Raw genomic sequence first — 25,742 nt, 5'->3', positions numbered from 1 at the left:
CGGTACACCTTCCCGAACGTGTCGAACCCGGCCTATGCCGTGGCGGCCGAGTCCGGCCGACGAATATCGTTTAACTGTTCGAAACCGTCCGCATCTTCAAAATTGCGGTTTGAGATGGATGTTGAGAGAAGATGGCCGAAAATCGCGTTTACGGTACCGCTTCCGTTCACGGTGTTCAGCGCGATGCGAATTAAATCTCCGGCCCCGAACGGGTTTCATCGGCTTCACCTGCTGGTGGAGCGGGGGGCCGGTCGCGGGTGTTCGAGGCGGCACGGCAGAACCGGGACGCGTCTACGCGCCCCCGGCTCCGAGCACCACCTCATCGTCGTGGCCGTGATGAGGTAGTTCCTCAAGTCCGGGGTTCCTACCGAACTTGGGGGCCGGAGCTCCTATCGGCACCGGGACGTCACGGTGCGGTGGCTTGTCTCCGCCGCTGTTCGACACAGCCACGTCGGCGCTCTGCCCGACGCCGCACGCGTCGGCCGGCGGTGCCCGTGGTCCCGCCGTACTTCCACGGCCCCCTGCCCACGCTTCATCGAGCATGGCTTCGTGGTGCTTGTGCACGGCTCTCGCGACGACGCCGAGAATGTGCAGCACGAAATCGCTGAAGTGCTCGCACAACCAGGGCCGCGGCTTTCACGGGCCAGGGCCCGGATCGCGCCCATGAGTGAGCAATTCGCAGTGGCCACCGATGAGGCGACGGCACCGAAGGCGCAACGCACAGGGCGCCCGTGCGTCGAGGAGACATCCGAAGGCTCAACTCATCAGCACGGGCGCCCTATTGGTTCCCTGTCATGCTCATCGCCCTCCACGAGGGCCACCGCCGCGGGTACGAGGGTTCCCGAAGTACGCACTCGACTCCCGGGGGCGGATCCCCACCGAGGAGCGCGGCTACCCGGGCCGGGCCGAATCGACCCGCGAACTTGCGCGCCTTCAACTGCCCGGCGACCCGGTGCGTGATCTGTACGATGCCGACCGGTCCGGCACCGAAGATGCAGTTGCCGACCAGGTGCAGGATCTCCATCCCGAGGGCGGGCTTGCCGGCGTCGACCTGACCCATCCCACGGGCAGAGCTGTCAGCCCACGGAGTCATCCACGCCAGGGCGTAGGGACGGGCGATCCAGTAGCCCGCCTGTGTGACATGTTCCTGGAAGTGGCCGACCTGGCCCACCACGCCGACGCCCACAAGCCCCACGGCGAGTTTGTACAGCCACGGCTTCACCGCCCTCCCGTTCCCGACCGCGAGCACGGCGACGGCGGCCCACGTCGCGACGGCCCAGCCGATGAAGAGAACAGCGCCGGCCGTGTCCACCGTCGACACGGCGGGTGCCATCCCAGGCATGCCGAAGTGATCCGTACGGAGTTTCTCCCTGATTGTTTCTCGACCGTGCGGAAAGGTCACAGAAACAGCTGTCGGCGTTCGGCAGCCCCCTGAGGCAGTGACCGAAATCCGGGACCCCGAGCCCGTCCTGGGTTCCCCCGGCACGAGCAGAACCAGCACCCTCCCGCTGCTTACGATCTGGAACTCCGCCCACGTGCCTCCCACACAGCAGACTGCCCCCAGTCCGCCGGGTTCGCCTCTTCCCAATTGCCCTCTTCAGGTCTCGGAAAGGCGCGGGGATCTCGCCGGTGGCAAGGCCCTCCGCCCGCGTGCGACGCCTGAGAGGCACCTCGGCCGCCGGCACCGCCCCGGAGCGCTCCGCACCGATTCACTGCAGGGCACATTGGGAGAAGTCGACCCGATACAGAAAATGTGATGCTCATATCCGTGGCCGGAGCCACGGACGGTGGATTGGTGAATTGCTGTGCGCGTGCGCACTTCGTCTGGAGAAGAGGCCAAAAAAATGATCACGCTGGACACGGTGAACGTCGAGATCGACGGACCGAAGGCCACGATCTACCTGAACCGGCCGGGCAAGAAGAACGCGATGAATCCGCAGATGCACCTGGATATGAATGAGGCCCTGGACGCGATCGAGGCAGCCGGAACCGTAAAGGCGGTCGTCGTGACCGGCAGCGGTGACAGTTTCAGCTCCGGGATGGACCTCGAAGAGTGCTTCCTGCAGCCTTTCGATGACCCGCAGCTGTTCTACCGGACCAATCTGGTGGCGCTCAATTGGTTCAAGCGGCTGAAGGCTTTTCCCGCGGTGACCATCGCCAAGGTGAACGGGTACGCCTTCGGCGGTGGGTTCCTGGTCGCGGGGATCTGCGACCTGGCCATCACGACGGAGACCGCGAAGTTCGGACTCTCCGAAATCAACTTCGGCATCTTCCCGGCGGGTGGAGCCACCTGGGCGGCCACCCACAACCTGCCGCGCAAGCAGGCGCTGTACTACATCCTCACCGGGGACACTCTCACCGGGCGGCAGGCGGAGACGTACGGGCTGGTGAACAAGGCCGTACCGGCGGATCAACTGGACGCGGAGACCGACCGAATCGTCGGACGGATCATCAACAAGAACCCGATCACCCTGGAACTGGCGAAGCAGGTCTATGAGCGCACCACGACCATGGACCTTCCGGCGTCGATCGACTACGACCAGGCGAAGCTCTGGGAGCTCTCCCGTCTCAGCGGCAACGAGTGGATCAACGTGGCGCTCAAGCAGTTCGAAAAGCGCGACTACCAGCCAGGCCTCAGCACGTACAGCCGGGTGGAAGCCGCGTCATGATTTTCACCGGCCCACGTCCACGCGTCCACGTCCCCGAGACCACGTTCACCGCCTTCATACTGCGACAGGCGGAGCAGTACCCGGACCGCCTGGCGACGGTCGACGTCGACGGGGAGAACGGCCACACCTACGGCCAGCTCGCATCGGCGGTGCGCCGCGCAGCCACCGGGCTTCATGCTCGCGGCTTCGGCAAGGGCGACGTGTTGGCCCTCCTCGCGCCGAACGTGCCCGCGTACCCGATCGCGTTCCACGCCGCCGCCCTGGCGGGCGGCACGGTGGTGGTGCTCAATCCCCTCGATACGGCGGACGATCTCACCGCCCACCTGAACGACACCGGCGCGCGCCTGCTGGTGACCATGCCGTCCGAGGTGGTCAAGGCCACGGCACTGACCGCGCGGACGAAGGTCGAAGAGATCATCGTGTTCGGTGAGGCGGAGGGCGCCACGTCGTTCTCCGCGCTGCTCACCGACGGTGTGTTGCCCGAGCCGGCCGTCGACCCGGCGCACGACGTGGTGGCCGTGCTCCACTCCAGCGGCAGCACCGGCTATCCCAAGGGGGTGCTGCTGACCCATCGGAACATGATCGCCAACGTGCTCCAGACCAGCCTGGTCGCGCCCCTCGATGAGCACGAGACGGTGCTCGCCGTCCCGCCCTTCCACCACGCGTTCGGCCTGATCATGACGATGAACGCCAGTCTGCTCCAGGGCGCGACACTCGTGACGATGCCGCGCTTCGACCCCGAGGCCTACCTCAACGCGATCCAGGACCACTACGTCACACGCCTCTACGTCGTGCCGACCATCGCCGTCCTCCTCGCGAAGAGCCCGCTGGTGGACCGGTACGACCTCTCCTCGCTCCGCTCGATCGTCTCCGGCGGCGCCGCGCTCGACCCCGGGACGGCCGAGCTCTGCCGGCGGCGCCTGGGGGTGAGCATCGGCCAGGGATACGGCCTCACCGAGGCACTGGTCTCGTTCATGCAACTCGCCGACCCGGTGGCATCTGGGTCGGTCGGCCCCAACTCCCCCAATATCGAGTGCAAGATCGTCGACATCACCACGGGCGACGAACTCGGGCACAACCAGGACGGTGAGGTCCTCATCCGCGGCCCCCATGTGATGAAGGGCTACCTCAACGCCCCGGAGGCCACCGCCAAGGTGCTCGAACCGGACGGTTTCCTGCACACCGGCGACCTCGGCCACGTGGACGAGAACGGAGAGCTCTTCCTCGTCGACCGCATCAAGGAACTCATCAAGTACAAGGGCCAGCAGGTGTCCCCTGTCGAGCTCGAAGCGGTCCTGATGTCGCACCCGAAGGTCACGGACGCGGCGGTGATCGGCGTACCCGACGAGGAGGCCAGCGAGATCCCCAAGGGATTCGTGGTGACCGGCGAGCCGGTCACGCCGAAAGAGATCATGGCCTTCGTCGCCGAACGGGTCGCCCCCTACAAGAAGATCCGGCAGATCGAGTTCATCGATCAGATCCCCCGCACACCGGTCGGCAAGATCGAGCGCCGCAGTCTTCTGGCCCGCGAGCGGACCGGCCGGTAATCGCAACTCTGAAGCAGACCAACCAGGGAGAACCGATGAACCTTCCGAAGATAGTTTCCCGATCGGAGTGGCTGGAGGCCCGCAGGGTGCTCCTGGAGAAGGAGAAGGAGGTCACCAACGCCCGCGACACGATCGCCGCGGAGCGCCGGAAGCTGCCGATGGTCAAGGTGGAGAAGGAATACCTCTTCGAAGGACCGGACGGCACAGCGACGCTGCTCGACCTGTTCGAGGGCCGCCGCCAGCTCATCGTCCGGCACTTCATGTTCGGCCCGGACGACGACGAGGGCTGCATCGGCTGCTCCATGCAGACGGACAGCGTCGGTGAACTCGCCCACATGTGGGCACGGGACACCAGCTTCGCCCTGGTCTCCCGGGCGCCGCTGGCGAAGTTCGCGCCCTTCAAGGCCCGGATGGGCTGGGAGTACCCCTGGTACTCGTCGTTCGGCAACGACTTCAACTACGACTTCGAGGCCGCCACCGAGATGGGCGAGTCGCCCGGGGTGAGCGCGTTCATCCGTGACGGCGACGACGTCTTCCACACCTACTCGGTCTTCGACCGGGGCGGGGACATCTTCAAGAACTTCTACAACTACCTGGACATCACCGCCCTGGGCCGGCAGGAGGACGAGCTCGAGCACCCCTGGGACTGGTGGCGCTACAAGGACAGCTACGACAGCGAGGACGCAGCCGTGCCCGGCAACAACTGGTGGAATGGGACACGCTTCAAGTCGTAGCCCGTCGATTCCCGCCCTCCGGCGACAGCCGGGAGGGCCCGTGACTCCGGCTCCGGGACCTGCTGCCTCCCCGCGACAGGTCCCGGGTCCGGAGTTCTCGACCGTCCGCGACCGGACACGCCCATCACCTGGAGGACATCATGAGCGACCTGTCCGGCAAGACCACCATCGTCGTCGGCGCGAGCCGCGGCCTGGGCCACGGGATCGCCACGGCCTTCGCCGAGGCCGGTTCCCGAGTGGTCGCCGTCTCGCGCACCGCGGCGCCGTTCGCCGACCCGGCCGGCGCCGCCGGCAGCACCGTTCCCGAACTCGCCGACGCCGGCGACCCCACAGTGGCAGGCAGCCTCCTCGACCGATACCGGCCCGACGTCGTCGTCCTGGCGGCCGGTGCGAGCCCGCACATGCGTCCGCTGCAACACCAGACCTGGGAAACCTTCTCGGTCAACTGGCAGACCGATGTCAGAATCGCGTTCCACTGGCTGCGCGAGGCCCTGCTCACTCCGCTGCGGCCCGGCAGCAGGGTGATCGTGGTCAGCAGCGGTGCGGCGATGGCGGGTTCGCCGCTCTCCGGGGGCTACGCCGGCGCCAAGGCCACCCAGCGCTTCATCACCGGATACGCCCAGGACGAGGCGAAGCGCGCCGGACTGGACATCACGTTCTCCGCGGTGCTTCCCCGGATCACCCCGGTGACCGAGCTGGGCAGGTCGGCGGCCCGCGCGTACGCGGCTCGCGACGGCCGGTCCGAGGAGGAGTACCTGAAGCAGATGGGGCCGCTGCTCACTCCGGAGATCGCCGGCTCAGCGATGGTCGAGCTGGTCCGGACGGAGGCGACCGCGGTCGCGCCCGGCTACCTCCTGACCGGGGCCGGCCTGAAGAAGCTGCCCTGACTCGGTTCCACGTCATGGGTACGGGGCAGGGCCGCTGGTCGGCCCTGCCCCGTACGTCGTTACGACTCCCGGATACGGCTTGGCAGGCAGAGAGAACAGACCTGCCGAGCCGTTGAGCACGCATGCCCCGAACCCGACGTCCGTCCCGCCCGGGAACGACGGAGGGCACGTAGGAAGAGGCCGGGAGGGATTCCCGTCTTCGATGATGGCTGAGCAGCACCGAGCCCGTGGGCCGGTCCTTCGCATACCTGTTTCGGCCACGACGACGAGGAGTGGGAACAGTGACGACGAACAGCAGCAGTACGAGCACACCGGACTCCGGCGGGGAAGCCCCGGGAGTCCCGACCGATGCCGAACTCGCGAGCTCCCTGGACGGCGGCTTCAGCAGCGAATACGCCACCGTGAACGGTCTCCGCCTCCACTACGTCACCGGCGGCGAGGGCACTCCGCTGGTCCTGCTGCCCGGCTGGCCGGAGACCTGGTGGGAATTCCGCAAGGTGATGCCCGCCCTCGCCGCGGCCGGCCGCAGGGTCATCGTGCTCGACCTCCCCGGCATGGGCGGCTCGGACAAGCCCGCCACGGGATACGACAAGAAGACGATGGCCGGGGTCGTCCATGGATTCGTCCGTACCCTCGGCTACGACCAGGTGGACATCGCGGGCCACGACGTCGGCGCACAGGTCGCCTTCAGCTTCGCGGTCAACCACCCGGAGGCCACCCGCAGGGTCGCCCTGCTCGACGTGCTCCACCCGGACGCGTCGATGTACCAGATCCCCGTGCTGCCTGCCCCGGGCCTGCCCTTCTTCCCGTGGTGGTTCGCCTTCAACCAGGTCGTCGGCCTGCCCGAACAACTGCTGGCCGGACGCGCCCACTTCCTCATCGACTGGGTCTTCGACAACTTCCTGCTGGACCCGGGCGCGGTGACCCCGGCGGACCGGGCCGTCTACACCCGGGCCTACGACACGGCGGACGGGATCCGCGGCGGCAACGGCTGGTACCAGACGTTCGGCCAGGACATCGCCGACCTCGGCACCTACGGGCAGGTGACCGCGCCCATGCTCGGCCTGGTCTCCAACCTCGCCGACGGCATGTTCGCCAAGCAGATGGAGGCGACGCTGCCCACCCAGGGGAGCGACGTGCGGGTCGTGCTGGTCCCGGACGCGGGCCACTACTTCGTCGAAGAGGCCCCGCAGGCCGTCATCGACGCGTTCAACGCGTTCTTCGTCTGACCCCTGATCCCAAGCCCGTTGAGGAGAAGTCATGTCAACATCCGTCATCCCGACCCGGGAACAGCTGGTGCGGCAGGTGTCCGCGATCGCGCCCGTGCTGCGGGCCAACACCGCGTGGTCGACGGAGAACCGCCGACTGCACTCTGACTCGGTAGAGGCCCTGCGCGACGCGGGTGTCTTCCGGATGCGTATCCCGCTGCGCTACGGCGGGTACGAGAGCGACGCGCAGACCATGGTGGCGGTGGCCGAGGAGATAGCCAAGGCCGACGGGTCCGCCGCATGGGTGGTGGCCAGCTCCTGGGTCGCCGGCTGGAGCGTGGGCCTGTACCCGGACGAGGTCCAGGACGAGGTGTTCGCGGAGTCCGGCACAGGGCTCTGCGCCACCATCGGGCCCGGGACCGCGACGGCCGTCCCCGTTCCCGGCGGCGTCCTGGTCAACGGCTCGTGGCCGTTCATCAGCGGCGCCCTCAGCAGCACCTGGCAGCAGGTCGCGGCGATATTCCTGGACCCGGACGGGCAGCCGTACCCGGTGATGGGCCCGGTCCCGGTGTCGGAGCTGGAGATCGTCGACGACTGGCACACCGGCGGCCTGCGCGGAACCGGGAGCGTCACCACGACCGCGAAGGACCTGTTCATCCCGCAGGAACGCATCCTGCCGGCGCCCATGGTGCTCGGTGGCCAGTCGGTCTCCAAGCTGAACGCCGACTCGCCGATGTACCGGGCTCCGCTGATCATGGTGGGCGCGGCGTCCACGGTCGGGGTCGCCGTCGGCATGGGCAAGGCGGTGCGGGACCTCTTCTTCGAGCGGCTCCCCGGCCGCAAGATCACCTACACCGAGTACCCGAGCCAGAGCGAGGCCCCGGTGACCCATCTGCGGGTCGCCGAAGCGGCGATGAAGCTCGACGAGGCGGCGTTCCACGCGACCCGGCTGGCCGCCCAGCTGGACGCCAAGTGCGCCTCGGCCGAGCCCTGGGAGATGGCGGAACGCGGCCGCAGCCGCGCGGACGAGGGCTCGGCCGTGCGGCTGACCCGGGAAGCGGTGGAGATCCTCGCCTCGTCCAGCGGCGGCTCCGCCGCCTACACCAAGGTGCCGGTGCAGCAGATAGCCAACGACCTCCAGACCTTCGGCCTGCACGCGATGATGAATCCGGATGTCAACGCCGAGACCTACGGCCGGATCCTCTGCGGCCTGGAGCCCAACACCTACTACATCTGACCGGTGCCGAGCCGTCCCCGGCACGAGAGAGTCCACCAAAAATCCTGAGGAGTCGTCATGTCCACCCTTGGAATCATCGGCAGCGGAGTCATGGGCACAGTGATCGCTCGGCTCGCCGTCGGGAACGGCATTCCGGTCGTGATGTCCAACTCCCGCGGCCCCGAGAGCCTCGCCGGCCTCGTCGCGGACCTGGGCCCGCTGGCCACAGCCGGTACCGTCGAACAGGCCTCACGAGCAGGTGACTTGGTCGTGATGGCGCTGCCGGTCACCGACTACCGGTCCGTCCCGGCGGCGCCGCTGCGAGGTCGGACCCTGCTGGACACCAGCAACTACTACCCGATCCGCGACGGCCGCATCGAGGAGCTGGACTCGGAGAAGCTGACCACCAGCGAGCTGATCCAGCAGCACTTCGACGGGGTCCACCTGGTCAAGGCGTTCAGCGGCATTCTGGCCCACCACATCACCCAGCTCGCCCGTCCCTCGGGCCATCCGGAGCGCAGCGCCGTGGCCATCGCCGGTAACGACGCCTCCGCGAAGACCGGGGCATCGGCGCTGATCCACACGATCGGCTTCGACACCGTCGACGTGGGCTCGCTGGCGGACAGCTGGCGCATCGAGCCGGAGACCACCGCCTACACCTGGCTCTACATGGCCGACAAGGACACCGCCTTCGAGGACCGGACCGAAGCCCTCGGGGCTCCCCTGCCGGCCGCCGCGCTGCGAGCGGCACTGGTGAACGTCGAGAGGGTACGGGTGGCGGACCGCACCTTCTGACCCCTGCCCGACACCCGGAGAAAGCAGGGAAGCCCGCCGGCGACAGCGGGCTTCCCTGCGGGGCACAGCCGACGGACCGAGAGCCTGGGGACACCACGATGAGCGAGATCGACCAGCAGCAGACCCATACCGGCGGTTGCCTGTGCGGGAGGATCCGGTACAGCGCGAACAGCCGGCCGTTCTAACCCCATACCTGCTTCCCTGATGATTGAGTGAGTTCAAGGGACTCACAGGGGTGGCAGATGGACGAGTGGTGGCTGGTGTTCGTGCCGGATCCGGAGCGGTGGGGCCCGCTGCCGGAGGAAGGTGTGCTGGGGGTCCACGACTTGCCGGCAGCTGTGGCCGCGGTGGGGCTTCAGCCGGGTGATCCGGTTTTTGTACGGCCTAATTTCGTGGTCGATCCCGAGCTGCTGGAATTCGTACTCTCTCCGTAATTCCATCCGCTGGAGCGGGAAACTCGGCGGAATTATGCGCTGGATATCCGACTGTTGCTGACTTGGTTGTGGCGGCGCGGGATCCCGTGGCGGCAGGCGACCGAGAGCGACTTGCGCGCGTACCGGGAATTTCGGTGTGACTCACCACTCAACCCACGCCGAATCAGCGGGGCGAAGTGGGATCGGGAGGCGCCGGCTTTCACGCGGCTCTACCGGTGGGCGAAGGTCACGCCGTTGCCGGTGGACAGCAGGCGCCGGGCGGACCGCGCCGCGGACGCCCGCAGCTCGCGGGTGTCGTGGCTGACGCCGCGGACCTGGGCTCTTTGGCAGGATGTTGGTCTTCGCGGCCTCGGTCCCGACGGGACACCGGTGCCGGGCTGGGACGGACGGACCGAGCTCCGGAACACCTCGTTCGTCGGGTTCACGCTCAGCTCGGGACTGCGGCGGCAGGAATCTGGCGCCATGTTGACGTTCGAAGTGCCGTCCCGCCCGCTGCGCTCGGGCCGCTACTGCCACGGGGAGGTGGCACGAGCGCTGCCCCGCTCGAAGCGAGACCGGACCTTCTACGCGTCGGTCGAGTCCCTGTGCCAGGTCAGCACCTACGCGGAGTCGGAGCGGGCTTGGGCAGTCGCTCGGGCCCAGGCCCAGGGACGCTACGAGAAGCTGCCGCTGATGCGGCTGATGCGGCTGATCACGAAGGTCACGACGGGCCGCACCACGACGGTCCACTGGGTCGACCGGGACGGCGTCCAAGGCCGATATGACCTGAATCTGCTCGACTGGCGTGAGCGGCAGTGGCTGTTCGTCGAGGGTCCCCAGGGCCCGGAGCCGGCGTGGATGTGGCTGACCGAGCAGGGCCTGCCCATGCTGCCGGACCGCTGGAACACCGTGTCCCAGCAGGCCAACCAACGGTGCGAGCAGGCTCTGTTGACTCCGCAGGAGCGGGAGACGCCCCGACTGCTGCGGGTCGCGGAGATCCGCGGGAGGGTCCCGTGCGCGACACCTCATTCCATGCGTCACTCGATGGCGCTCTACATGTTGATCCTGCTCAACGAGCTGATGGACAAGAAATACGGGCTGACTGCCGCGGACCGGCGCGACTTCGCCCAGCTCTACGGCGACCCGTAGTGGCTGGTGAAGACCCTGTTGGGGCACAAGGACGTTGAGACGACGAAGGAGCACTACCTCCGCCCGGTCATGCATCTGCAGCTGGAGTCGATCCTCACCTTCGATACCGAAGACGGACACGGGGAGGAGACGGACGAGGCGAAGGATCTGAACGGTCTGTTCGCCCGGCTGGCCCGGGAGACCTCTGGGATCCAGGACATCGAGGTGCTGGTTGACGCCCTCCCGTCGCGGAAGCCTCATGAGCGGGCGGGGACGCCGGGCGGTCCTGCCACCGCCGGACTTCCAGGCGACCCAGCGAACAGCCGCCGACGGACTGCAGGTCACGGTGGTCAACAAGGAGGGCTTCAAGCGGGTCTTCGACTTCGCCGAGCTCTCCGTACCGCAGCCACGCTGCCCGCCACCGTGAGCCGGCTGCACGGCGTCACACTGTCCCACCACTACGTCGCCGCGGTCACCGGGTGCAGCCGGACCCAAGTCCAGACCATCGTCGCCCGGCACGGACTCTACGGACTCGCGGCTCAGCGGCCTGGGCCCAGCCCGATGCAGGTGCCGGTTACGGGCCGGATCCAGGGACGGCCATGGCGCGAGTTCATGGACTACGAGGAGACGCCGATCCTGGTGCGGCACCTGGCTACGGCAGCCGCAATCGTGATCTTGTATTCGACCGGGATGCGCTCCCAGGAGGCACGGTCGCTGCGATCCGGCTGCTGCCCCGACCCGCAACCGAATCCCGACGGCTCCAAGCTGCGGCATCTGATCCGCTCCCACCACTACAAGAACGTCCGTGACTCCGACGGGCACCATGTCTCCGCCGGCGAGAAGCGGGCAGTCCCCTGGGTCGCGATCACTCCGGTCGTCAACGCCATCCGCGTCCTGGAACGCATCGTCCCCAAGGGCGAGCTCTTGTTCAGCTCCACCCACCACGACATCGTCTCCCAGCGAAGGCACCACGGTGCGCTGAAGCGGGCCACGCTGGATCGTCGCGTCGAGAACCTTGTGTCGTGGATCAACCAGGAGGCCACTGCTCAGGGCCTGCCGGGTCAACGTGTACCGGAGGACCCGCACGGCAACCTTGGATTGAGCCGTCTGCGCAGAACCCTGGCCTGGCACATCGCCCGCCAGCCCGGTGGCCTGGTCGCCCTCGCCATCCAGTACGGACACATGCGCACCGCCCTGGATGCCCGCACCTCCAGCGGCTACGGCAGCCGCGAGCGTAGAGGCCTCCACGGAGAACTCGACGTCGAGACCGCCCTCGCCGCAGCGACCACCGCTGCACGTCTGCGCGACGCCACGGCGGCCGGCGAGAAGATCTCCGGCCCGGCAGCGCGGCGGGCAATTGTCGGAGCGGCCTCGATCTCCAGCTTCGAAGGCGACCTGACCACCCCGAAGGCCGCCGCCAAGTTCCTCGCGCGCGATGGCCTCGTCCTCTTCGACAACCCGGACTCGTTCCTCATATGCGCCTTCAAGCGGGACACGGCCCTGTGCGATCCGGATCCCGGGGCGACGGCACCCAACCAGTTCGCCTGCGGCAACGCGGTCCGCACCGACAGCCACGCGCAGGCAGCACGGGAGCACGCTGATCGGCTCGATGCGAAGGCAGCCCTCGTGCCCCAGCCCCTGGGCGACCGGTTTCGCCGAACAGCCGGCCGCTTCCGTGCACTCGCCGACGCCCACGACTCCGCCGCCCAATCCGCCGAGGAGGCCATCGCATGAACCAGCAGCACGAGGACGAACGCTCGCGCATCCGCGCGGCCATGGACCGACTCCTGGCCGGCCAGCCCACCAGCTCGAACGGCAGCCTCACGGTGGTCGCGCTCGCCGCAGAGGCCGGTGTTCACCGTATGGCTCTGCAGAAGCGCCACGCCGACCTCAAGGAGGAGTTCTACGCGCGGGTGCGTACGGAAACGCACCAGACGCCGGAAGTCGAAAAGCGGCTTCGCAAGGAGGTCGTCCGCCTGAAGGAAGCTCTCAAGGACTCCCGGGCTGCCGAGGCAGCCTCCCGGCATCGGGCGGAGCAGATGGCCCTCGCGGCAGCCGTCCTCATCCTCCGGCAACCTGACAGCCAGGACCAGCCTGCCCCCGACAACGTCTTCCCGCTCCGCCCGTCCGGCAACTAAATAGAGCCAGCCATCACGCGGCGACGCCGAGTTCCTTGCGGGTCCGGTGGATGAACTCGCGGACAGCCGGCTCGCGCCGCCAGGGCGCGAGAGCGGCATTGAACTCGCGGACATGGTCCTCGGCCCGGCTCAACTGGACGCGGGCGAGAATGTCGACGACCGCGCCGCCGGACTCCTCGTCGAGTACACCGACATGCGAGCGGGCTCTCCCTCTACCTGCACGCCCTGTCGCTGGGCTGGCGACGTTCCTTTGGGCCGCGCGCTTGCGGATGTGCCGGTTCGGAACTGATGCGGGAGGCCGGGGTGTCATGCTGGGCGAGTCGAGGGGGCCAACGTCGTTGGCCGCCAGGGATGTTCGCTCCGGCGCGGGTATGTCCCGGTGGCGGTGGCCGGGGCCGGTGAGCACGCGGCGCCCTCGGGTCGCCCCTCCGACACCCTGACGCGGGGCGGGCCTCGAAGAAGGGTTGAGGCACCTGATGTCCTCACGTTCCGCGTTACGCCCGTCGCGTCTGCGACTCAGATTCTCCGCGCTGGTCGCCGCCGGCGCGCTCGCCATCACCGGGCTGGTCGCACTGCCCGCCCCCGCCGCGCAGGCGCTGGTGGCCGCGCCGGTGGCGTACGTCGCCGACCTGGACGACAACACCGTGAGGGCGCTCGACACGGCCACCAATACGGTGGTCGCGACGATCCCCGTGGGTTCCTCCCCGCTCGGTGTGGTGGTGTCCCCGGACGGTGCGTCCGTCTACGCCGCGAACAACGGTTCGTCCTCGGTGTCGGTGATCGACACGGCCACCAACGCCGTCACCGCGACCGTCGCGGTCGGCACCGGACCCGTCAAGCTCGCGGTGTCCCCGGACGGCGGCACCCTCTACACGGCCAACTCCAGTGCGAACACTGTCTCGGTGATCGACACCACGACCAACGCGGTCACCGGAACCGTCGCGGTCGGCGCCCTCCCGTTCGGCATCGCGCTCTCCCCGGACGGCACCCGCGCCTACGTCTCCAACAACAACGGCAACACGGTGTCGGTGATCGACACCACCAGCAACACCGTCACCGCCACCGTCGGCGTCGGCCAGAAGCCCAACGTCATCAAGGTGACCCCGGACGGCACCCGCGCCTACGTCGGCAACCAGAACTCACACACGGTCTCGGTGATCGACACCGCCACCGACACCGTCACCGCGACCGTCCCGGTCGGTATCGGCCCGTTCGGCCTCTCGCTGTCCCCGGACGGCACCCGCGCCTACGCCAGCAACAACAGCGCGTCCTCGGTCTCTGTGATCGGCACCGCCACCAACACCGTCGTCGCCACCGTCGGCGTCGGCAGCGGCCCGTTCGAGTCCGCGGTCACCCCCGACGGCGCCTCGGTGTACGTCCCCAACGGCTACGACGGCACCATGTCGGTCATCGACACCGCCACCAACACCGTCACCGCCACCTTTCCGCTCGGCTCCTTCCCCTACGCTGTCGCCTTCGCTCCCGCCCCTACCGCGGTTCCCGCTGCGGACCTGAGCGTGGCCGTCGCCGACTCCGCCGACCCCGTCAACGCCGGCGACCCGCTCACCTACACCACCACCATCGGCAACAACGGCCCTGACACCGCCACGGGCACCACTGCCACGATCACCCTCTCCGGCGCCGCCCGCACCATCACCTCCGCGAGCACCTCCCAGGGCTCCTGCGCCGTCACCGCGCCGACCATCACGTGCACCCTGGGCACGGTCGCCGACGGCGCGTCGGCCACCGTCACCGTGAACGTGACCCCGACCGCCGTCGGCACCCTGACCGCCACCACCACCGCCGACGCCACCGAGACCGACCCGGTCCCCGGTAACAACACCGCAGCCCAGTCCACCACCGTCGCCACCCCGCCGACCGCGGACGTCGACGTCGATCTCACCGCCCAGCCGCGGCTGGGCATCCTGGCGCCCTACATCACCTACACCCTCACCGCCCGCAACACCGGCCCCGACGCGGTCACTTCCGCGACTGTGAAGGCGGTACTCCCGCCGGGCGCCGCAGCCACCAGCCTCTCCACCGGATGCACCACCACCGGCACCACGGTGACCTGCACCTACGGGGCCGTCGCCAACGGTGCGAGCGTCAACAAGACCTTCCGTGTCCCGCTCGGCCTGCTGACCCTGGGCCCGGTCACGGTCACTGGCCAACGCACCGCCTCCGCACCCACCGACACCAACACCGCCAACGACACCGCTGCTGTCACCTGCAACGCGCTGTCCATCGTTCTCGTCACCTGCCCCTGACACCAGCCAGGCGCTGAAACCGGCCACCCGATGCCGTTGCCCCCGCCGACCCAGAAGCCGGCGGGGGTCCGCCACCACGCCGTCACCCCTCGCGCAGGGGTTTCCGGTGCGACGGGTGACGGACGAGTGCGTGCCGGGCGAGCGTTCGAACGGGTTCGCCGGTTCCACCCAGGAGTCGGCGAACCCCGCCAGAGCGTCAGCACGCACCAGCAGAGAGCGCGGCCATGAGCAGGACTGGCAGGTTCCAGTCGTCGCCGCCCCCGCTCACCGCGGCACCGCCCGCGTCACCGTGCCGGGCCCGTGTCGACCGCGCCCCGCCGCCTGCTGCCGCAGCGACGCGTTCCGACGCCGGCTGCTCGGCCTGGGAGGCCCGGGGTGCGCGGTCGCCGGCGTTGTGGAGCGCACCGCCGTTGCCCCGCGGAGGATGCGGGACCAGCGTGCTGCTCTCGGCTCGTCGGCAGGCATTGGGGAGCAATCACGTGCTGACTGGGCTACCTCTGGAAACGGAACCCGCAGCTCCACGGGCGAGCGGGCGTGAACCACAGCATCTCGTCGCCACAAGGCGGCAGAGCATGGGGTCACGGGGGCGCGCGGACTGCTGCGCACTTATCTGCCTGCTTGCGGGCACGCCTTCGCCTCCCATCCTCCGCGGGAGACCCACAGCTCAGCAGCAAGACCGGGCGTAGAGGACCACGGCGGATGGGGCGCATGGCCGGCCGGAGCGGTCTCCGTTCGTGCACGCTGAATCCTTACCCGATGTTCACACCAGTCTCACGACTGCGGGTCGTGATTCTGTGCGCCTCTGCCGGAAGCGCGGCCTCACGCCGACTATGGCTCCCGGTCCAGACCGCCCGCACCTGGCGGCATACACCGGCCGGGGTCCACTCGGCCTTCTTCGCGCGCCAGGTCTGCCGTCGGCGGCCCTGGGCGCTCCTCGGGAAGGACGTCCATGTTCGGCAGACCCAGAGCCCTGCTCCGCCTGTTGATACCCGCGTTACTCGCCGCCGGCGCCATCGTGCCGCTGTCGGCAGGCACCGCCTCCGCCGCCTCCCCGATCTGCGTGAGCGGCACGCTGCAGTTCGACTACCAGTCCGCCGAGGAGGGCACCGCGAAACCGCTCAGGACCCGGGGCGCCCGTAACGCCTCGGTCGAGCTCTGGGGCCGGGAGCTGGCGACCGAGACCGACCACAAGCTGAACACCGGCACGCAGCTCACCGGTGCGGCCGACGGCTCGTTCAACCTCTGCTACACCCCGGTCAACACCACCTCCCTGGACCACCTGTTCGTGCGGTTCGCCACCCGCAACAACCAGGTGTGGCGAGTCGCCAACTCCAACGGAACGGTCTACACCCACGACACCCCGACGCTGACGAACGTCTCGGCGAACGTCGCTCTCGGCACCGTCAAACCGGCCGCTTCGGCCCGCGCCTGGCACGCCTTCGACACCGTCAACCTGCTCTGGTCCCAGCGCGCCAACTCGACCACACCGTGCTGGACGACCGCCGAAGTCAACGCCGCGACCTGCACCACGCTGACGCTGCGCTGGCAGACCGGGTCCAACAACGGCCCGTACTACGACCTGGCCAACACCATCTACCTGGCCGAAGGCGACCCCGACTCCGAGCACACCGTGCTGCACGAGGCGGGACACTTCTTCCAGCACCGGCTCTACAACGGCAACTGGCCCAACGTCATCAACTGCAACCCGCACTTCATCCATCTGGCGTCGTCCGCCACCTGCGCCTGGACCGAGGGCTTCGGCGACGCGGTGGCCGCCTACCTCCTGGGCGACCAGCGCTACGTGTTCCCGAACGGCGACTCCACCTCGTTCACCCACAGCGCGGGCTGGCAGACCGGCGACCACGTACAGGGCAACGTGGCCTCCTCGCTGCTCCAGCTGTGGAACCAGGTGGACGGCAGCTGGAACCGCAGCATTGCCACCCTGGCCGCGAACACACCCTCCACCTTCGCGGACTGGTTCAAGAACGTCCGCCCTACGGCCGTCCCGCCCCTGTCCACCACCGGCGCCGCGCTGACCGCCGTGGACTCTCACGCCATCAACTACGGTCCCACGGTCGTCGGTGACAACGCCTACCACGCGCTCACCAACGGCGGTGGCGTCGCGCTCCAGCGAGGAACGGGCTGCAGCGTCGCCGTCTCCGGGGTGGCCCAGTTCGCCGCCCTGGACACCTCCCGGGCATCCCAGCGCTGGAAGTTCGTCGCCAACGGCGACGGCACCGTGCGGATCTACGACAGCTGCGCGATCCCGCTCTACCTGACGGCACCTGCCACCGCCGGCGGCCAGATCGCCCTCCAGGCCGTCAGTCTCGGGGCCGCCAACCAGCGCTGGCAGGTGACGCAGAACGCGGTCGGCACCTACACCCTGACCAACCCGGCCACCGGCTTCGTCCTGGACGGCAACGCCACCGCAGGGCAGGCGGTCACCGCCAATATTGCGTCCGCCGCCTCGGCCAGCCAGAAGTGGGCGTCGGTCTTCTCCATCTCCTGACACCGGCCACACCCTGGTGGCCCCGACCACCGGACCGGAACCATGACAAGGCGGTCCGGCTCGCGGACCCAACGTCGGTGCGTGCCGACGGTGAGTCCGCGAGCATTTCCGTCGGTTCTGACGCACAAGTGCTGAGATGTTTGGTTTCCGGGTGGGGGTACTCAAAAGGGCATTGAGTTCTCGGGCGGTGTCGGTTTCGTGGAATCTGGGTGCGCCAAGCATCGGGGAACCGGTGATGAATGCGAGCCCCCGCGAATGGGCCCTTCAATTTCAGCGAAGCGGCCTCAACGCCCCTGAAAACACGGCAGGATTATCCATACAGAACACAAGCACTTGACAGGGAAGTGTGCAGCTGCCCGCATTGCAGGTAGCTCTCCGGCGGCCCGATGATGGCTTTTGTGGGCTTTCCCCTGTCCGGCTTCGCCTGGGACGGTCCGGGCGGCGAGCCCACCTGGTACGCGACCTCGCCGGGCGCCGGGCGCGGGTTCTGCGGCGACTGCGGCTCCCGGGTGTGCGCGCTCGACGACGGCTCGGACGCCGTGTTCGTGACCATCATGAGCCTGGACGACGACCGTGTGTTCGTTCCGCGGAACCAGCACTTCCGCGACGACGCCGTGTCCTGGCTCCCGCAGGTACCGGAGCCCACAGCCGCCGTGTGACCGCGGCCGGCCCCCTTGTGGCCAGGCACGATGAGAAGAGCGGGCGTCCACGACGCCCAAGAGACCGGACCGGGAGTTCCGCCCGGCGAGAAGGAGCGGTATCCATGGACTACGCCGAGATCCTGCACCTGATGGAGACTGACCCGGTCATCCGGACGCTGATCGAGGCACCGATCCCGATGCGGCTCGGTTACGTGGGGCTGGACGGCCACCCACGGGCGGTGCCGGTGTCCTACATCTGGAACGGCAAGGCCTTCGTCTTCGCCACCCCGACCGGAGCGTACAAGGTCAAGGCTCTCACGGCGCACCCGCAGGTCGCCTTCACGGTCGACACCACCACCTACACGCCGCTGATCATGAACGTACGCGGAACAGCCTCGGTCGAGATCCGGCAGGGGATCCCCCAGGAGCACATCGACGCGTCCCGCCGGAACATCGGCGACGAGGCGCAGATGGAGGAGTGGATGCGGGTGAAACGGGAGAGCACCAGCGAGATGGCCGTGATCACCATCGTCCCCACACATGTAATCGTGTGCGACTTCGTCACCCGCTTCCCGCCACCGCGGACCGTGGACTACGCCCACGCCTACGGCGCGGAGCAGGACTGAGGCCGGCCGGAGACCGAACGCCCCCGGCGGTCTCCACCGCCGTCGGCACGAACGGCGTCGCACGGCTCCGAGGGAAGAGCCGCCGCCTTCGCACGGACGCGGGGTGGGGAGCGGTGCACAAGGGGCAGCCCCTCTTCCGGTCCGCATCGGACCGGAAGAGGGGCTGCGGGAACACCCGGCCTCGGGTGTCCTACTTCCACTGGATGATCTGAAGGTAATTCCCGTCGGGGTCGGAGAACGTACCGAACTTGCCCGGCTCCCGGTCGTCGATCGAGATCCACTCCGCGCCGGCCGCGCTCAGCTGGGCCTCCACCGCGTCGAAGTCGTCGACATGGAAGTTGACGATGGAGCGACCCGGCTGGTCGTTCTTCGCGTCGATGTCGTCGCGCTCGCAGACGACCAGGTGGAAGCCGCCCAGGTCGATCGGGCCTTCGCCGGTGAACCCCGGAGCCAGCGCCTTGATGTACCAGGCCCGCAGTTCCTCGGGACGAGTCGAGCCGACCAGCATGCTTCCGGGCTTCAGTGTCGCCATGTCGAATCTCCTTGATGTGTGATCCGAGGTCGCGGCAGCGGCTGTCGCCACGCCACGCCTCTCGGTGCTGTGTGAAGTCGTCCGCCTCGGTGGCGCGCTCGACGCCCACCGCCCGATGGCACCGGCCGGCCGCGGAGACTCCACCGCAAGGTGCCGTCCGGTCGGGAAGCCGCAGGTTGCCTCACCGCGCGCCCGACCCGATTGCCGAGGGCCAGCCGACCTGCCCGGCGGCTGGCCCGTCGGATTCCGCAACCAAAGTGTTGCACGTTACTCAACCCTTACGCAACCCAACTCTTGCGCGACACGCCGCAGCTTCCGAAAGCGCGGCACCACGCGCACCCGGACCTGACGCAGCACCTCCCTCCGTGGCAGTACTCCGCCCCTCCCATTGAACGCAACCTTTGGATTGCGCCTGACAAACCGATGTGCAACCATCGAGTTGCTGGCAAGAGCACCAATGAAGGAGTCCCTCATGAGCGAACGGCTGATCGAACGCGAAACCCTGATCGCAGCCCCCGTGGACCGGGTGTGGTCACTGGTGACCGAGCCGGGGTTCTGGGTCGCCGACCCGGCCAGTGCGTCCGGCACCGTGGCCGTCGAGGGCGAATCGACTGTGGCCAAGAACCCCGAGCACGGCAGCTTCCCCGTGCGGGTGGAGAAGGTGCAGCCGCAGACCTACGTCGCGTACCGCTGGGCCAGCGCGTTCCCCGGTGAGGAGCTGAGCGAGAACAACAGCACCCTGGTGGAGTTCACGCTGACCGCCGAGGGTGACAAGACGCGGCTGCGCGTCGTCGAGAGCGGGTTCGCGGCGCTGGCCGGGTCCGAGGACCTGCGTGCCAAGGCGCACAGCGACAACGCCGGCGGCTGGCCCCAGGTGCTCGACGCGGTCAAGACGCGCGTCGAGGCGTCGTCCGTGTGACGGACGAACGCCAAGGCTCCGTCGGGGTGGTGGACAGCGTGCTGGTCGCGCTGGCCGACAACACGCGACGCGAGCTGTTGCAACTGCTCGCCGCACAGGGCGAGGCCACGGCGACGACGCTTGCCGAGAGTCTTCCGATATCACGACAGGCGGTGGCCAAACACCTCGCCGTCCTGGACGCCGCCGGACTGGTCTCCGGCAGCCGGGTCGGACGCGAGGTGCGGTACGCGGTGAAGCCGGCGACCCTCGACGCGACGGCGCGGTGGATGACCATGCTCGCCGCCGACTGGGATCGGCGTCTGGCGAAGATCAAGCACATCGCCGAGGCAGCGGAACGGCGAGACACCCCTTAGACCCTGTCGCCCTGTTCCCGTCCGTCGCACGGCCTGCCCGCCGGGCGAACGACGGGAACGGGGCGGCAGTTCCCAGCACTCCCCCAGCTCCAGGTCACCCCGGCAGGGGCAACGGACTGACGGCCCATCAGGCGTCGGCCCGGCGCTCGGTGACGCGTGCCGCCGGGCGGCACGGTCGGCCGACGCGGTGACCGTTCACGAAACCGGACTCTCGATCGAGGGAACCATCTCATGACGACCGATGCAGGCAAGAGCGAAGCGAGCTCAGTTCCACGTTTCACCGGCAGGGAACGGATGATCTTATTCCTCCTGCTCGGGTCCGGATTCATGCTGTCCGTCGACTTCTCGATCCTCAACGTCGCGCTGCCCGAGGTCGGCGCGGGCGTCGGGCTGGGGCTGTCCGAACTGCCCTGGGTCACCTCGGCCTACGCCCTCCCCGCGGCGGGCTTCGCCCTCCTCTTCGGCCGGATGGGCGACCTGTTCGGCCGCCGTCGGCTCTTCATGACGGGACTGGCGCTGCTCGGCGCGGCCTCACTGCTCGGCGGATTCGCCCAGAACGCCGAGGTACTGCTGATCGCCCGCGCACTGCAGGGCTTCGCCACCGCGATGGCGATCCCCGCGTCACTGTCCCTGCTCACCAGCACCTTCGCGGAAGGCGCGCAGCGAGACCGGGTCCTCGGCCTCAACGGTGCGCTGCTCTCCGGCGGCTTCACGGTCGGCGCGCTGGTCGGCGGAGTCCTGGTCAGCCTGCTGAGTTGGCGAGCCGCGTTCTTCATCAACGTCCCGGTGGCGGTGGTCATCCTGGCGTTCACCCCCTCACTGATCAGGGAGAGCAGCGTCCCCGACCGGGTGAAGATGGACGTGCCCGGGGCGGTGACCGCGGCCGGCGGTCTGCTGGCCGTCATCTACGCGATCATCGAGACGAACATCTACGCGGCCATCATCGGCGTGGTTCTGCTGGCCTCGTTCTGGATGATCGAGCTGCGTTCGCCCGCGCCGCTCGCCCCGGTGCGCATCCTCAAGCGGCCGACGGTGAAGTGGGGCAACTACGGGGGTCTCGTGACCTTCTCCATGGGCACCGCCATGATCTTCCTGATGACCCTCTACCTTCAGAACGTTCTGCACTACTCACCGTTGATCACCGGCCTGGTCTTCGGCGTCCCGGGCCTGGCGGCCATGGTGGCCGGGGTCATCGCCGGGCGCTCCATCGGACGCCACGGCAGCCGGAAGGTGCTGGCCGTGGGCATGTCCGTGCAGGGCCTGGCGATCGTTCCGCTGATCTTCCTCGGTACCGACCGGGTGGCGCTCGCGATCGTGATCCCCGCGCTGTTCATCGCGTTCTTCGGGCATGTGACCTCCATCGTGGCCTACACCGTGACCGGAACCTCGGGCCTGCCCAACGAGGAGCAGGGCCTGGCCACGGGCATGACCGCGATGACCCAGCAGGTGGCCGTCACGGTCGGCATCCCGATCCTGAGCGCGGTCGCCGCGACCCAGGCGGTGGAACTGGACGGCCTCCACCGCGCGCTCATCGTGAACGTCGTGGTGACCCTGGCGAGCGTGGTCCTGGTCTGGTTCGGGCTGCGTGCCCGCAGCGCGGACGCTCCGGGGGCAGTCGTGCCGCTGCCGGGGGAGGCCGACGAGGCGTTGGCCCGTCCGCTGGACTGACACCTGGCCCCACGGAGTCGCACTCGACCGAGTGCGACTCCGTGGTGTTTCGGGCCGGATCCGCCGAGTTCGTGCCGGTGGGCCCGGGTGATTGCCCGGTGGCCGTCCCTGGCGGGGTCTTCGTGGGCCTCCCCGCGCCGCTCACCGCTCCCCCGGCACCCACTGCGCGTGGAAGCCGTGCGGCACCCGCACCGGCAGCGGGACCACAGCGACGGGCGGCCCGGTGAATTCGGCGGTGTCCAGGACCACCAGTTCACTGCGGTCGGTCGCGGGATCGTACACCAGGGTCAGCAGCCAGCCGTCGGCCTCCGCGGCTCGCGCGTCGCGCGGCAGGAAGACGGGTTCGCCGGTCAGCCGTCCGCCGGCGAAGACATGACGTTCCGAGCGGCCGGTGGCGAGGTCGTGCCGCAGCAGTGCCGGGCCGCAGAGCGCGGCGCCCTGGCCCGCGTCGAGTTCGACGGTGAAGGCGTACCGATACGGCAGCCCCGTGTACCGCTCGTCGATCAGCGGGAACTCCTGCACCCGGCTGTCCAGTTGCCGTTCCGTCACGGCGTTCTCACGCGGATCGAGGGTCCAGCGCCACAGGGTGGGCGCCGACTCGCTGGCGTGCAGCCGGTCACGGTCGAAGGCACGCTCGTGGCGGATCACGTCCACGGTGATCCGGCCGTCGCCCTCTTCGAAGGCGTTGACCGGGTGGAAGACGAAGCAGGGTGCGACATCGAGCCAGGATGCGGCCGCGTCCGTGCCGCCGCGGGGCACGATCCCGATCCGGGCACCGTGGTCGTGCTGCCAGGAGTAGGGCAGGGGCGAGCCGGCCCGCGCCTCGGCGGGGTCGTGGGTCACCGGCAGGTCGAAGAGGACGGCGTGGCGTTCGGTGAGGGAGAAGGAGTGCATCCAGGGGCGGCCCTTGACCGGGATCGGCAGCGTTTCGCGGACCCGGCCCGCGACGTCGAGGGTGAGCAGAACCGCCTCGTCCCTCGCGTGGTCGGTCGCGACCGCGAGGAGTTCGCCGGTGACCGGGTCGGTGAGGGGGTGCGCGCAGAAGCCGCGGGGGAGGGTGCCGTCGAAGTCGGTGCGGGCGCGGGTGGCGAGGCCGGAGTCGAGGACGAGCGGCAGAGCGGTGGCGGCGGCCACGGCCAGGGTGCGGCCGGCGTGCCGGACCAGGTTCGCGTTGACGTTGTCGTCCGGTCCGTTACGGGGCCCGGGAGTGGGCAGTTCGTTGAGCGCGCCGCTGATCGCGTCGGTCCGCAGCCAGCGGTTGCGGTACGACAGCGCGCGGCCGCCGCCCAGCCGGATCGCGTGCACCATGCCGTCGCCCCCCAGGGCGTGGTCGACGGCGGGGTCGTGGGCGCCCCGGGTATTGGGCCCGATCCGCAGGAAGGTTCCGTCGAGCTGCGACGGCAGCGTGCCGCGCACCGTCAGTCCGGTGTGGTCGGTCTCGGCCGGCACCGGCTGGTAGCCACGCCCGAGAAGGTGCACCGTGCTGTGCGGGAGTGTGCCGCGGGCAAGGTCGGTGGTGCGAGGCATGGCCGCCTCCTCTGTTGAGTATCATCGTTACGTAACGCTGTCACGTAATAGCGTCACAGCCGCCCGCCATACTGTCAAGGGTGAGCCCACGACCCGTTGACCCGAATCTCCGTCCCCAACTCATCGACGCCGCGGCGAAGCTGCTCGGCGAGGAGGGGCCGGCCGCACTGTCCACCCGCAAGCTGGCAGCCATGGTGGGCACCTCGACCACGGCCGTCTACACGTACTTCGGCGGAATGGACGACCTGGTGCGCGCGATGGTCCACGAGGGGTTCAGGCTGCTCGGCGACAGGATGGGGGCGGTCGAGGAGAGCGACGACCCGGTCGCCGACGTGCTCGCGCTCGGCTGGGCGTACCGGGACAACGCCCGGGAGCACTGGCACCTGTACAACGTGATGTTCGGCGGCTCGGGCCTCAGCGGTTTCTCCCTCACCGACGCCGACCGGCAGCACGGCCGCTACACCCTGGACATCCTCGTCGGAGCGGTCAAGCGCTGCGCCGCGACCGGCCGCTTCCGTCCCTTCGACCCCGAACTGGTCGCCCATCAGCTGTGGATCGCCCTGCACGGCCTGGTCACCCTGGACCTCGGCGGCTACCTGGTCGAGCCCAACACCGCGGACGTCTGCTTCGAGGCGCAGGTGAGCGGAATGATCCTGGGCGCGGGGGACGATCCGCAGCGGGCCCAGGAGTCCCTGGCCAGGGCCGCACAACGGCGGCTCCGGACCCAGTAGGGCCCGGAGCCGCCGTTGGTGGTCACGCCGGGGTGGAGAGAAACCCGCTACGCATTCCAGGGAGCCGTCGGGAACCATATGTAGTCGAGCCTGCCCAGCATCCGGATGTCCCAGTAGATGACCGTGAACGCGCCGGCCACCAGGAACGCGGACGCGGTCAGCGTCGCCACCCGGCCCGGCTTGGTGGCCAGCCAGCGCTGGACGGGCCGGCTGAGGGTGTAGGACAGGAGCAGGAAGAGCACCGCCATCACCACGAAGTTGCCGATGGACTGGAGCGAGAAGGCGACTGCTCCGTAGAGCGGGTTGTGTTCCTCGGCCGCCTGCCGGAACAGGTTACGGAACAGCGGGTAGGGGCGGCCGATCAGGAAGGCGCCGACCATGGCGCCGATCAACACCAGCGGAGCGTTCGGGTACCGGCGCGAGACTGCCGCCAGCGGGTCGCGGATCAGACCGGCCGCGGCCAGCCCGAGCGCCAGCATGAACAGGCCGAGCACCCCGTACACGATCATGGCCTGGGCGATTCGGGGTGACATGCCGTGCGTCTGCGCCGCCGAGAACTGCGGCATGTGGGTGCCGATGAGACCGACCAGCACCCCGTAGGCGGCCGAGACCGGCAGCATGCCGGCAACCATCCAGCCCAGCGGCCGCAGTGCGTGTGCCAGCCGCTGACGGCGGGTCAGGCTGATCTGACCGACCAGCGGTCCCACCGCTCCGAACACGGCCACGTTGCAGGCCGTGAAGGAGCCTGCCAGCCCGGACACCAGGGCGAAGAGCACCCCGGAGGCGATGCCGGACAGCGGCGTGTCCTTGGCGTCATGACCGAGCAGTTGGCTGGCGGTGCGGAAGCCGATCTCGTCGTCCGCCAGCTTCGAGGACCATGCGTAGGCGATCAGTAAGCCGCCGAGCAGGCTGAGCACGAGGAGCAGGACCCGGCGGCGCGGGAACAGGCCGTTGACGAAGAGCGACGTGGCGTGCGGTGGGGCCGTCGGGGCCGGAGGGGAAGTGGTATCGGTCACGTGAGGTCTCCTCTGGGGTGGGGCGGTGCCGGAACCGGTGCACGAGGTCCGCGATCCCGGCCGCTCCCCTGCGGGACGGCCGCATGCGAGACCTCGGATGTGGGGACGTGCGGGCGACGCGACTGATTGTCGGGACCCGACCCGTTCCGTGCCTACTCCTGAATTGCCCGGTACCGGCACGGCAGAAGTAGTACGGCGGGCCGCGGAACCGGAGCATG

At 68.9% G+C, this 25,742-nt stretch carries 24 protein-coding genes and 1 pseudogene; 21 read left to right on the top strand and 4 right to left on the bottom strand.

All coding sequences use genetic code 11. The features are described from left to right. Positions 1-916 precede the first annotated feature (916 nt). Positions 917-1,333 (bottom strand): annotated as a pseudogene (locus OG927_RS31145) (DUF6008 family protein); the annotation flags it as partial. A gap of 511 nt (positions 1,334-1,844) precedes the next feature. Here OG927_RS31145 and OG927_RS31140 point away from each other — a divergent pair. From OG927_RS31140 to OG927_RS31060, 17 genes are all read left to right on the top strand, one after another. Then, entirely contained in the window at positions 1,845-2,669 is an 825-nt protein-coding gene (locus OG927_RS31140; RefSeq protein ID WP_056799802.1) for a p-hydroxycinnamoyl CoA hydratase/lyase, read from the top strand. Beyond that, positions 2,666-4,216: an AMP-binding protein gene (locus OG927_RS31135; RefSeq protein WP_209471703.1), complete on the top strand. Its 1,551-nt coding sequence runs from the start codon at positions 2,666-2,668 to the stop codon at positions 4,214-4,216. The genes OG927_RS31140 and OG927_RS31135 overlap by 4 nt, the downstream gene beginning before the upstream one ends. Before the next feature lie 35 nt (positions 4,217-4,251). Then, positions 4,252-4,950, top strand: a complete 699-nt coding sequence (locus tag OG927_RS31130; protein ID WP_056799810.1) for a DUF899 domain-containing protein — start codon at positions 4,252-4,254, stop codon at positions 4,948-4,950. 140 nt (positions 4,951-5,090) lie between these two features. Next, the gene (locus tag OG927_RS31125; protein WP_056799812.1) at positions 5,091-5,837 is read left to right on the top strand and encodes an SDR family NAD(P)-dependent oxidoreductase; all 747 of its coding nucleotides are present in this window, start codon (positions 5,091-5,093) and stop codon (positions 5,835-5,837) included. A 281-nt stretch (positions 5,838-6,118) separates the two neighbouring features. Continuing rightward, positions 6,119-7,066 (top strand): alpha/beta fold hydrolase, encoded by a 948-nt coding sequence (locus OG927_RS31120; protein ID WP_056799815.1) that lies wholly within the window; start codon positions 6,119-6,121, stop codon positions 7,064-7,066. 31 nt (positions 7,067-7,097) lie between these two features. Next, positions 7,098-8,282, top strand: a complete 1,185-nt coding sequence (locus tag OG927_RS31115) for an acyl-CoA dehydrogenase family protein (RefSeq protein ID WP_319101138.1) — start codon at positions 7,098-7,100, stop codon at positions 8,280-8,282. 57 nt (positions 8,283-8,339) lie between these two features. Beyond that, positions 8,340-9,056: an NADPH-dependent F420 reductase gene (locus tag OG927_RS31110; protein ID WP_056799821.1), complete on the top strand. Its 717-nt coding sequence runs from the start codon at positions 8,340-8,342 to the stop codon at positions 9,054-9,056. A gap of 242 nt (positions 9,057-9,298) precedes the next feature. Next, entirely contained in the window at positions 9,299-9,490 is a 192-nt protein-coding gene (locus OG927_RS31105) for a hypothetical protein (RefSeq protein WP_245377950.1), read from the top strand. 462 nt (positions 9,491-9,952) lie between these two features. Beyond that, a complete protein-coding gene (locus OG927_RS31100; RefSeq protein WP_307840679.1) occupies positions 9,953-10,618 on the top strand; it encodes a hypothetical protein in 666 nt (221 codons plus the stop codon). 238 nt (positions 10,619-10,856) lie between these two features. Further along, complete coding sequence (locus tag OG927_RS31095; RefSeq protein WP_209471854.1) at positions 10,857-11,024, top strand: hypothetical protein; 168 nt, start codon at positions 10,857-10,859, stop codon at positions 11,022-11,024. Beyond that, complete coding sequence (locus OG927_RS31090; protein WP_330321162.1) at positions 11,021-12,331, top strand: integrase; 1,311 nt, start codon at positions 11,021-11,023, stop codon at positions 12,329-12,331. Before OG927_RS31095 ends, OG927_RS31090 begins: the two co-directional genes overlap by 4 nt. Beyond that, positions 12,328-12,735 (top strand): hypothetical protein, encoded by a 408-nt coding sequence (locus OG927_RS31085; protein WP_209471704.1) that lies wholly within the window; start codon positions 12,328-12,330, stop codon positions 12,733-12,735. The genes OG927_RS31090 and OG927_RS31085 overlap by 4 nt, the downstream gene beginning before the upstream one ends. Positions 12,736-12,781: 46 nt before the next feature. Beyond that, a complete protein-coding gene (locus OG927_RS31080; RefSeq protein ID WP_330321161.1) occupies positions 12,782-13,024 on the top strand; it encodes a hypothetical protein in 243 nt (80 codons plus the stop codon). A 187-nt stretch (positions 13,025-13,211) separates the two neighbouring features. Further along, positions 13,212-15,002 (top strand): YVTN family beta-propeller repeat protein, encoded by a 1,791-nt coding sequence (locus tag OG927_RS31075; RefSeq protein WP_330321160.1) that lies wholly within the window; start codon positions 13,212-13,214, stop codon positions 15,000-15,002. 949 nt (positions 15,003-15,951) lie between these two features. Continuing rightward, complete coding sequence (locus tag OG927_RS31070; RefSeq protein ID WP_245377951.1) at positions 15,952-17,511, top strand: RICIN domain-containing protein; 1,560 nt, start codon at positions 15,952-15,954, stop codon at positions 17,509-17,511. A gap of 389 nt (positions 17,512-17,900) precedes the next feature. Further along, entirely contained in the window at positions 17,901-18,170 is a 270-nt protein-coding gene (locus OG927_RS31065; protein ID WP_456293804.1) for a GFA family protein, read from the top strand. A 104-nt stretch (positions 18,171-18,274) separates the two neighbouring features. Beyond that, complete coding sequence (locus OG927_RS31060; RefSeq protein ID WP_056799826.1) at positions 18,275-18,778, top strand: pyridoxamine 5'-phosphate oxidase family protein; 504 nt, start codon at positions 18,275-18,277, stop codon at positions 18,776-18,778. 190 nt (positions 18,779-18,968) lie between these two features. Here the strand turns inward: OG927_RS31060 and OG927_RS31055 are convergent, their stop codons facing one another. Continuing rightward, positions 18,969-19,310: a VOC family protein gene (locus OG927_RS31055; protein WP_056799830.1), complete on the bottom strand. Its 342-nt coding sequence runs from the start codon at positions 19,308-19,310 to the stop codon at positions 18,969-18,971. A 472-nt stretch (positions 19,311-19,782) separates the two neighbouring features. On the opposite strand from OG927_RS31055, the gene OG927_RS31050 reads away from it, so the two are divergent. The 3 genes from OG927_RS31050 to OG927_RS31040 all read left to right on the top strand — a co-directional run bounded on the left by OG927_RS31050 (position 19,783) and on the right by OG927_RS31040 (position 22,250). Next, on the top strand, positions 19,783-20,229 hold the full coding sequence (locus OG927_RS31050) for an SRPBCC domain-containing protein (protein WP_079100823.1): 447 nt from the start codon (positions 19,783-19,785) through the stop codon (positions 20,227-20,229). Then, the gene (locus OG927_RS31045) at positions 20,226-20,582 is read left to right on the top strand and encodes an ArsR/SmtB family transcription factor (RefSeq protein WP_209471706.1); all 357 of its coding nucleotides are present in this window, start codon (positions 20,226-20,228) and stop codon (positions 20,580-20,582) included. Before OG927_RS31050 ends, OG927_RS31045 begins: the two co-directional genes overlap by 4 nt. Before the next feature lie 231 nt (positions 20,583-20,813). After that, a complete protein-coding gene (locus tag OG927_RS31040; RefSeq protein ID WP_164494079.1) occupies positions 20,814-22,250 on the top strand; it encodes an MFS transporter in 1,437 nt (478 codons plus the stop codon). Between the two features lie 141 nt (positions 22,251-22,391). On the opposite strand, the gene OG927_RS31035 is transcribed toward OG927_RS31040, so the two are convergent. Beyond that, positions 22,392-23,777, bottom strand: a complete 1,386-nt coding sequence (locus OG927_RS31035; protein ID WP_056799843.1) for a carotenoid oxygenase family protein — start codon at positions 23,775-23,777, stop codon at positions 22,392-22,394. 80 nt (positions 23,778-23,857) lie between these two features. On the opposite strand from OG927_RS31035, the gene OG927_RS31030 reads away from it, so the two are divergent. After that, complete coding sequence (locus tag OG927_RS31030) at positions 23,858-24,508, top strand: TetR/AcrR family transcriptional regulator (protein ID WP_056799846.1); 651 nt, start codon at positions 23,858-23,860, stop codon at positions 24,506-24,508. A gap of 47 nt (positions 24,509-24,555) precedes the next feature. Here the strand turns inward: OG927_RS31030 and OG927_RS31025 are convergent, their stop codons facing one another. After that, the gene (locus tag OG927_RS31025; protein ID WP_330321158.1) at positions 24,556-25,524 is read right to left on the bottom strand and encodes a hypothetical protein; all 969 of its coding nucleotides are present in this window, start codon (positions 25,522-25,524) and stop codon (positions 24,556-24,558) included. Between the last annotated feature and the right edge of the window lie 218 nt (positions 25,525-25,742).

It is taken from the genome of Streptomyces clavifer (assembly GCF_036345975.1).
Taxonomy (GTDB): domain Bacteria; phylum Actinomycetota; class Actinomycetes; order Streptomycetales; family Streptomycetaceae; genus Streptomyces; species Streptomyces clavifer.
This window is presented reverse-complemented; position numbering and strand designations above follow the sequence as displayed.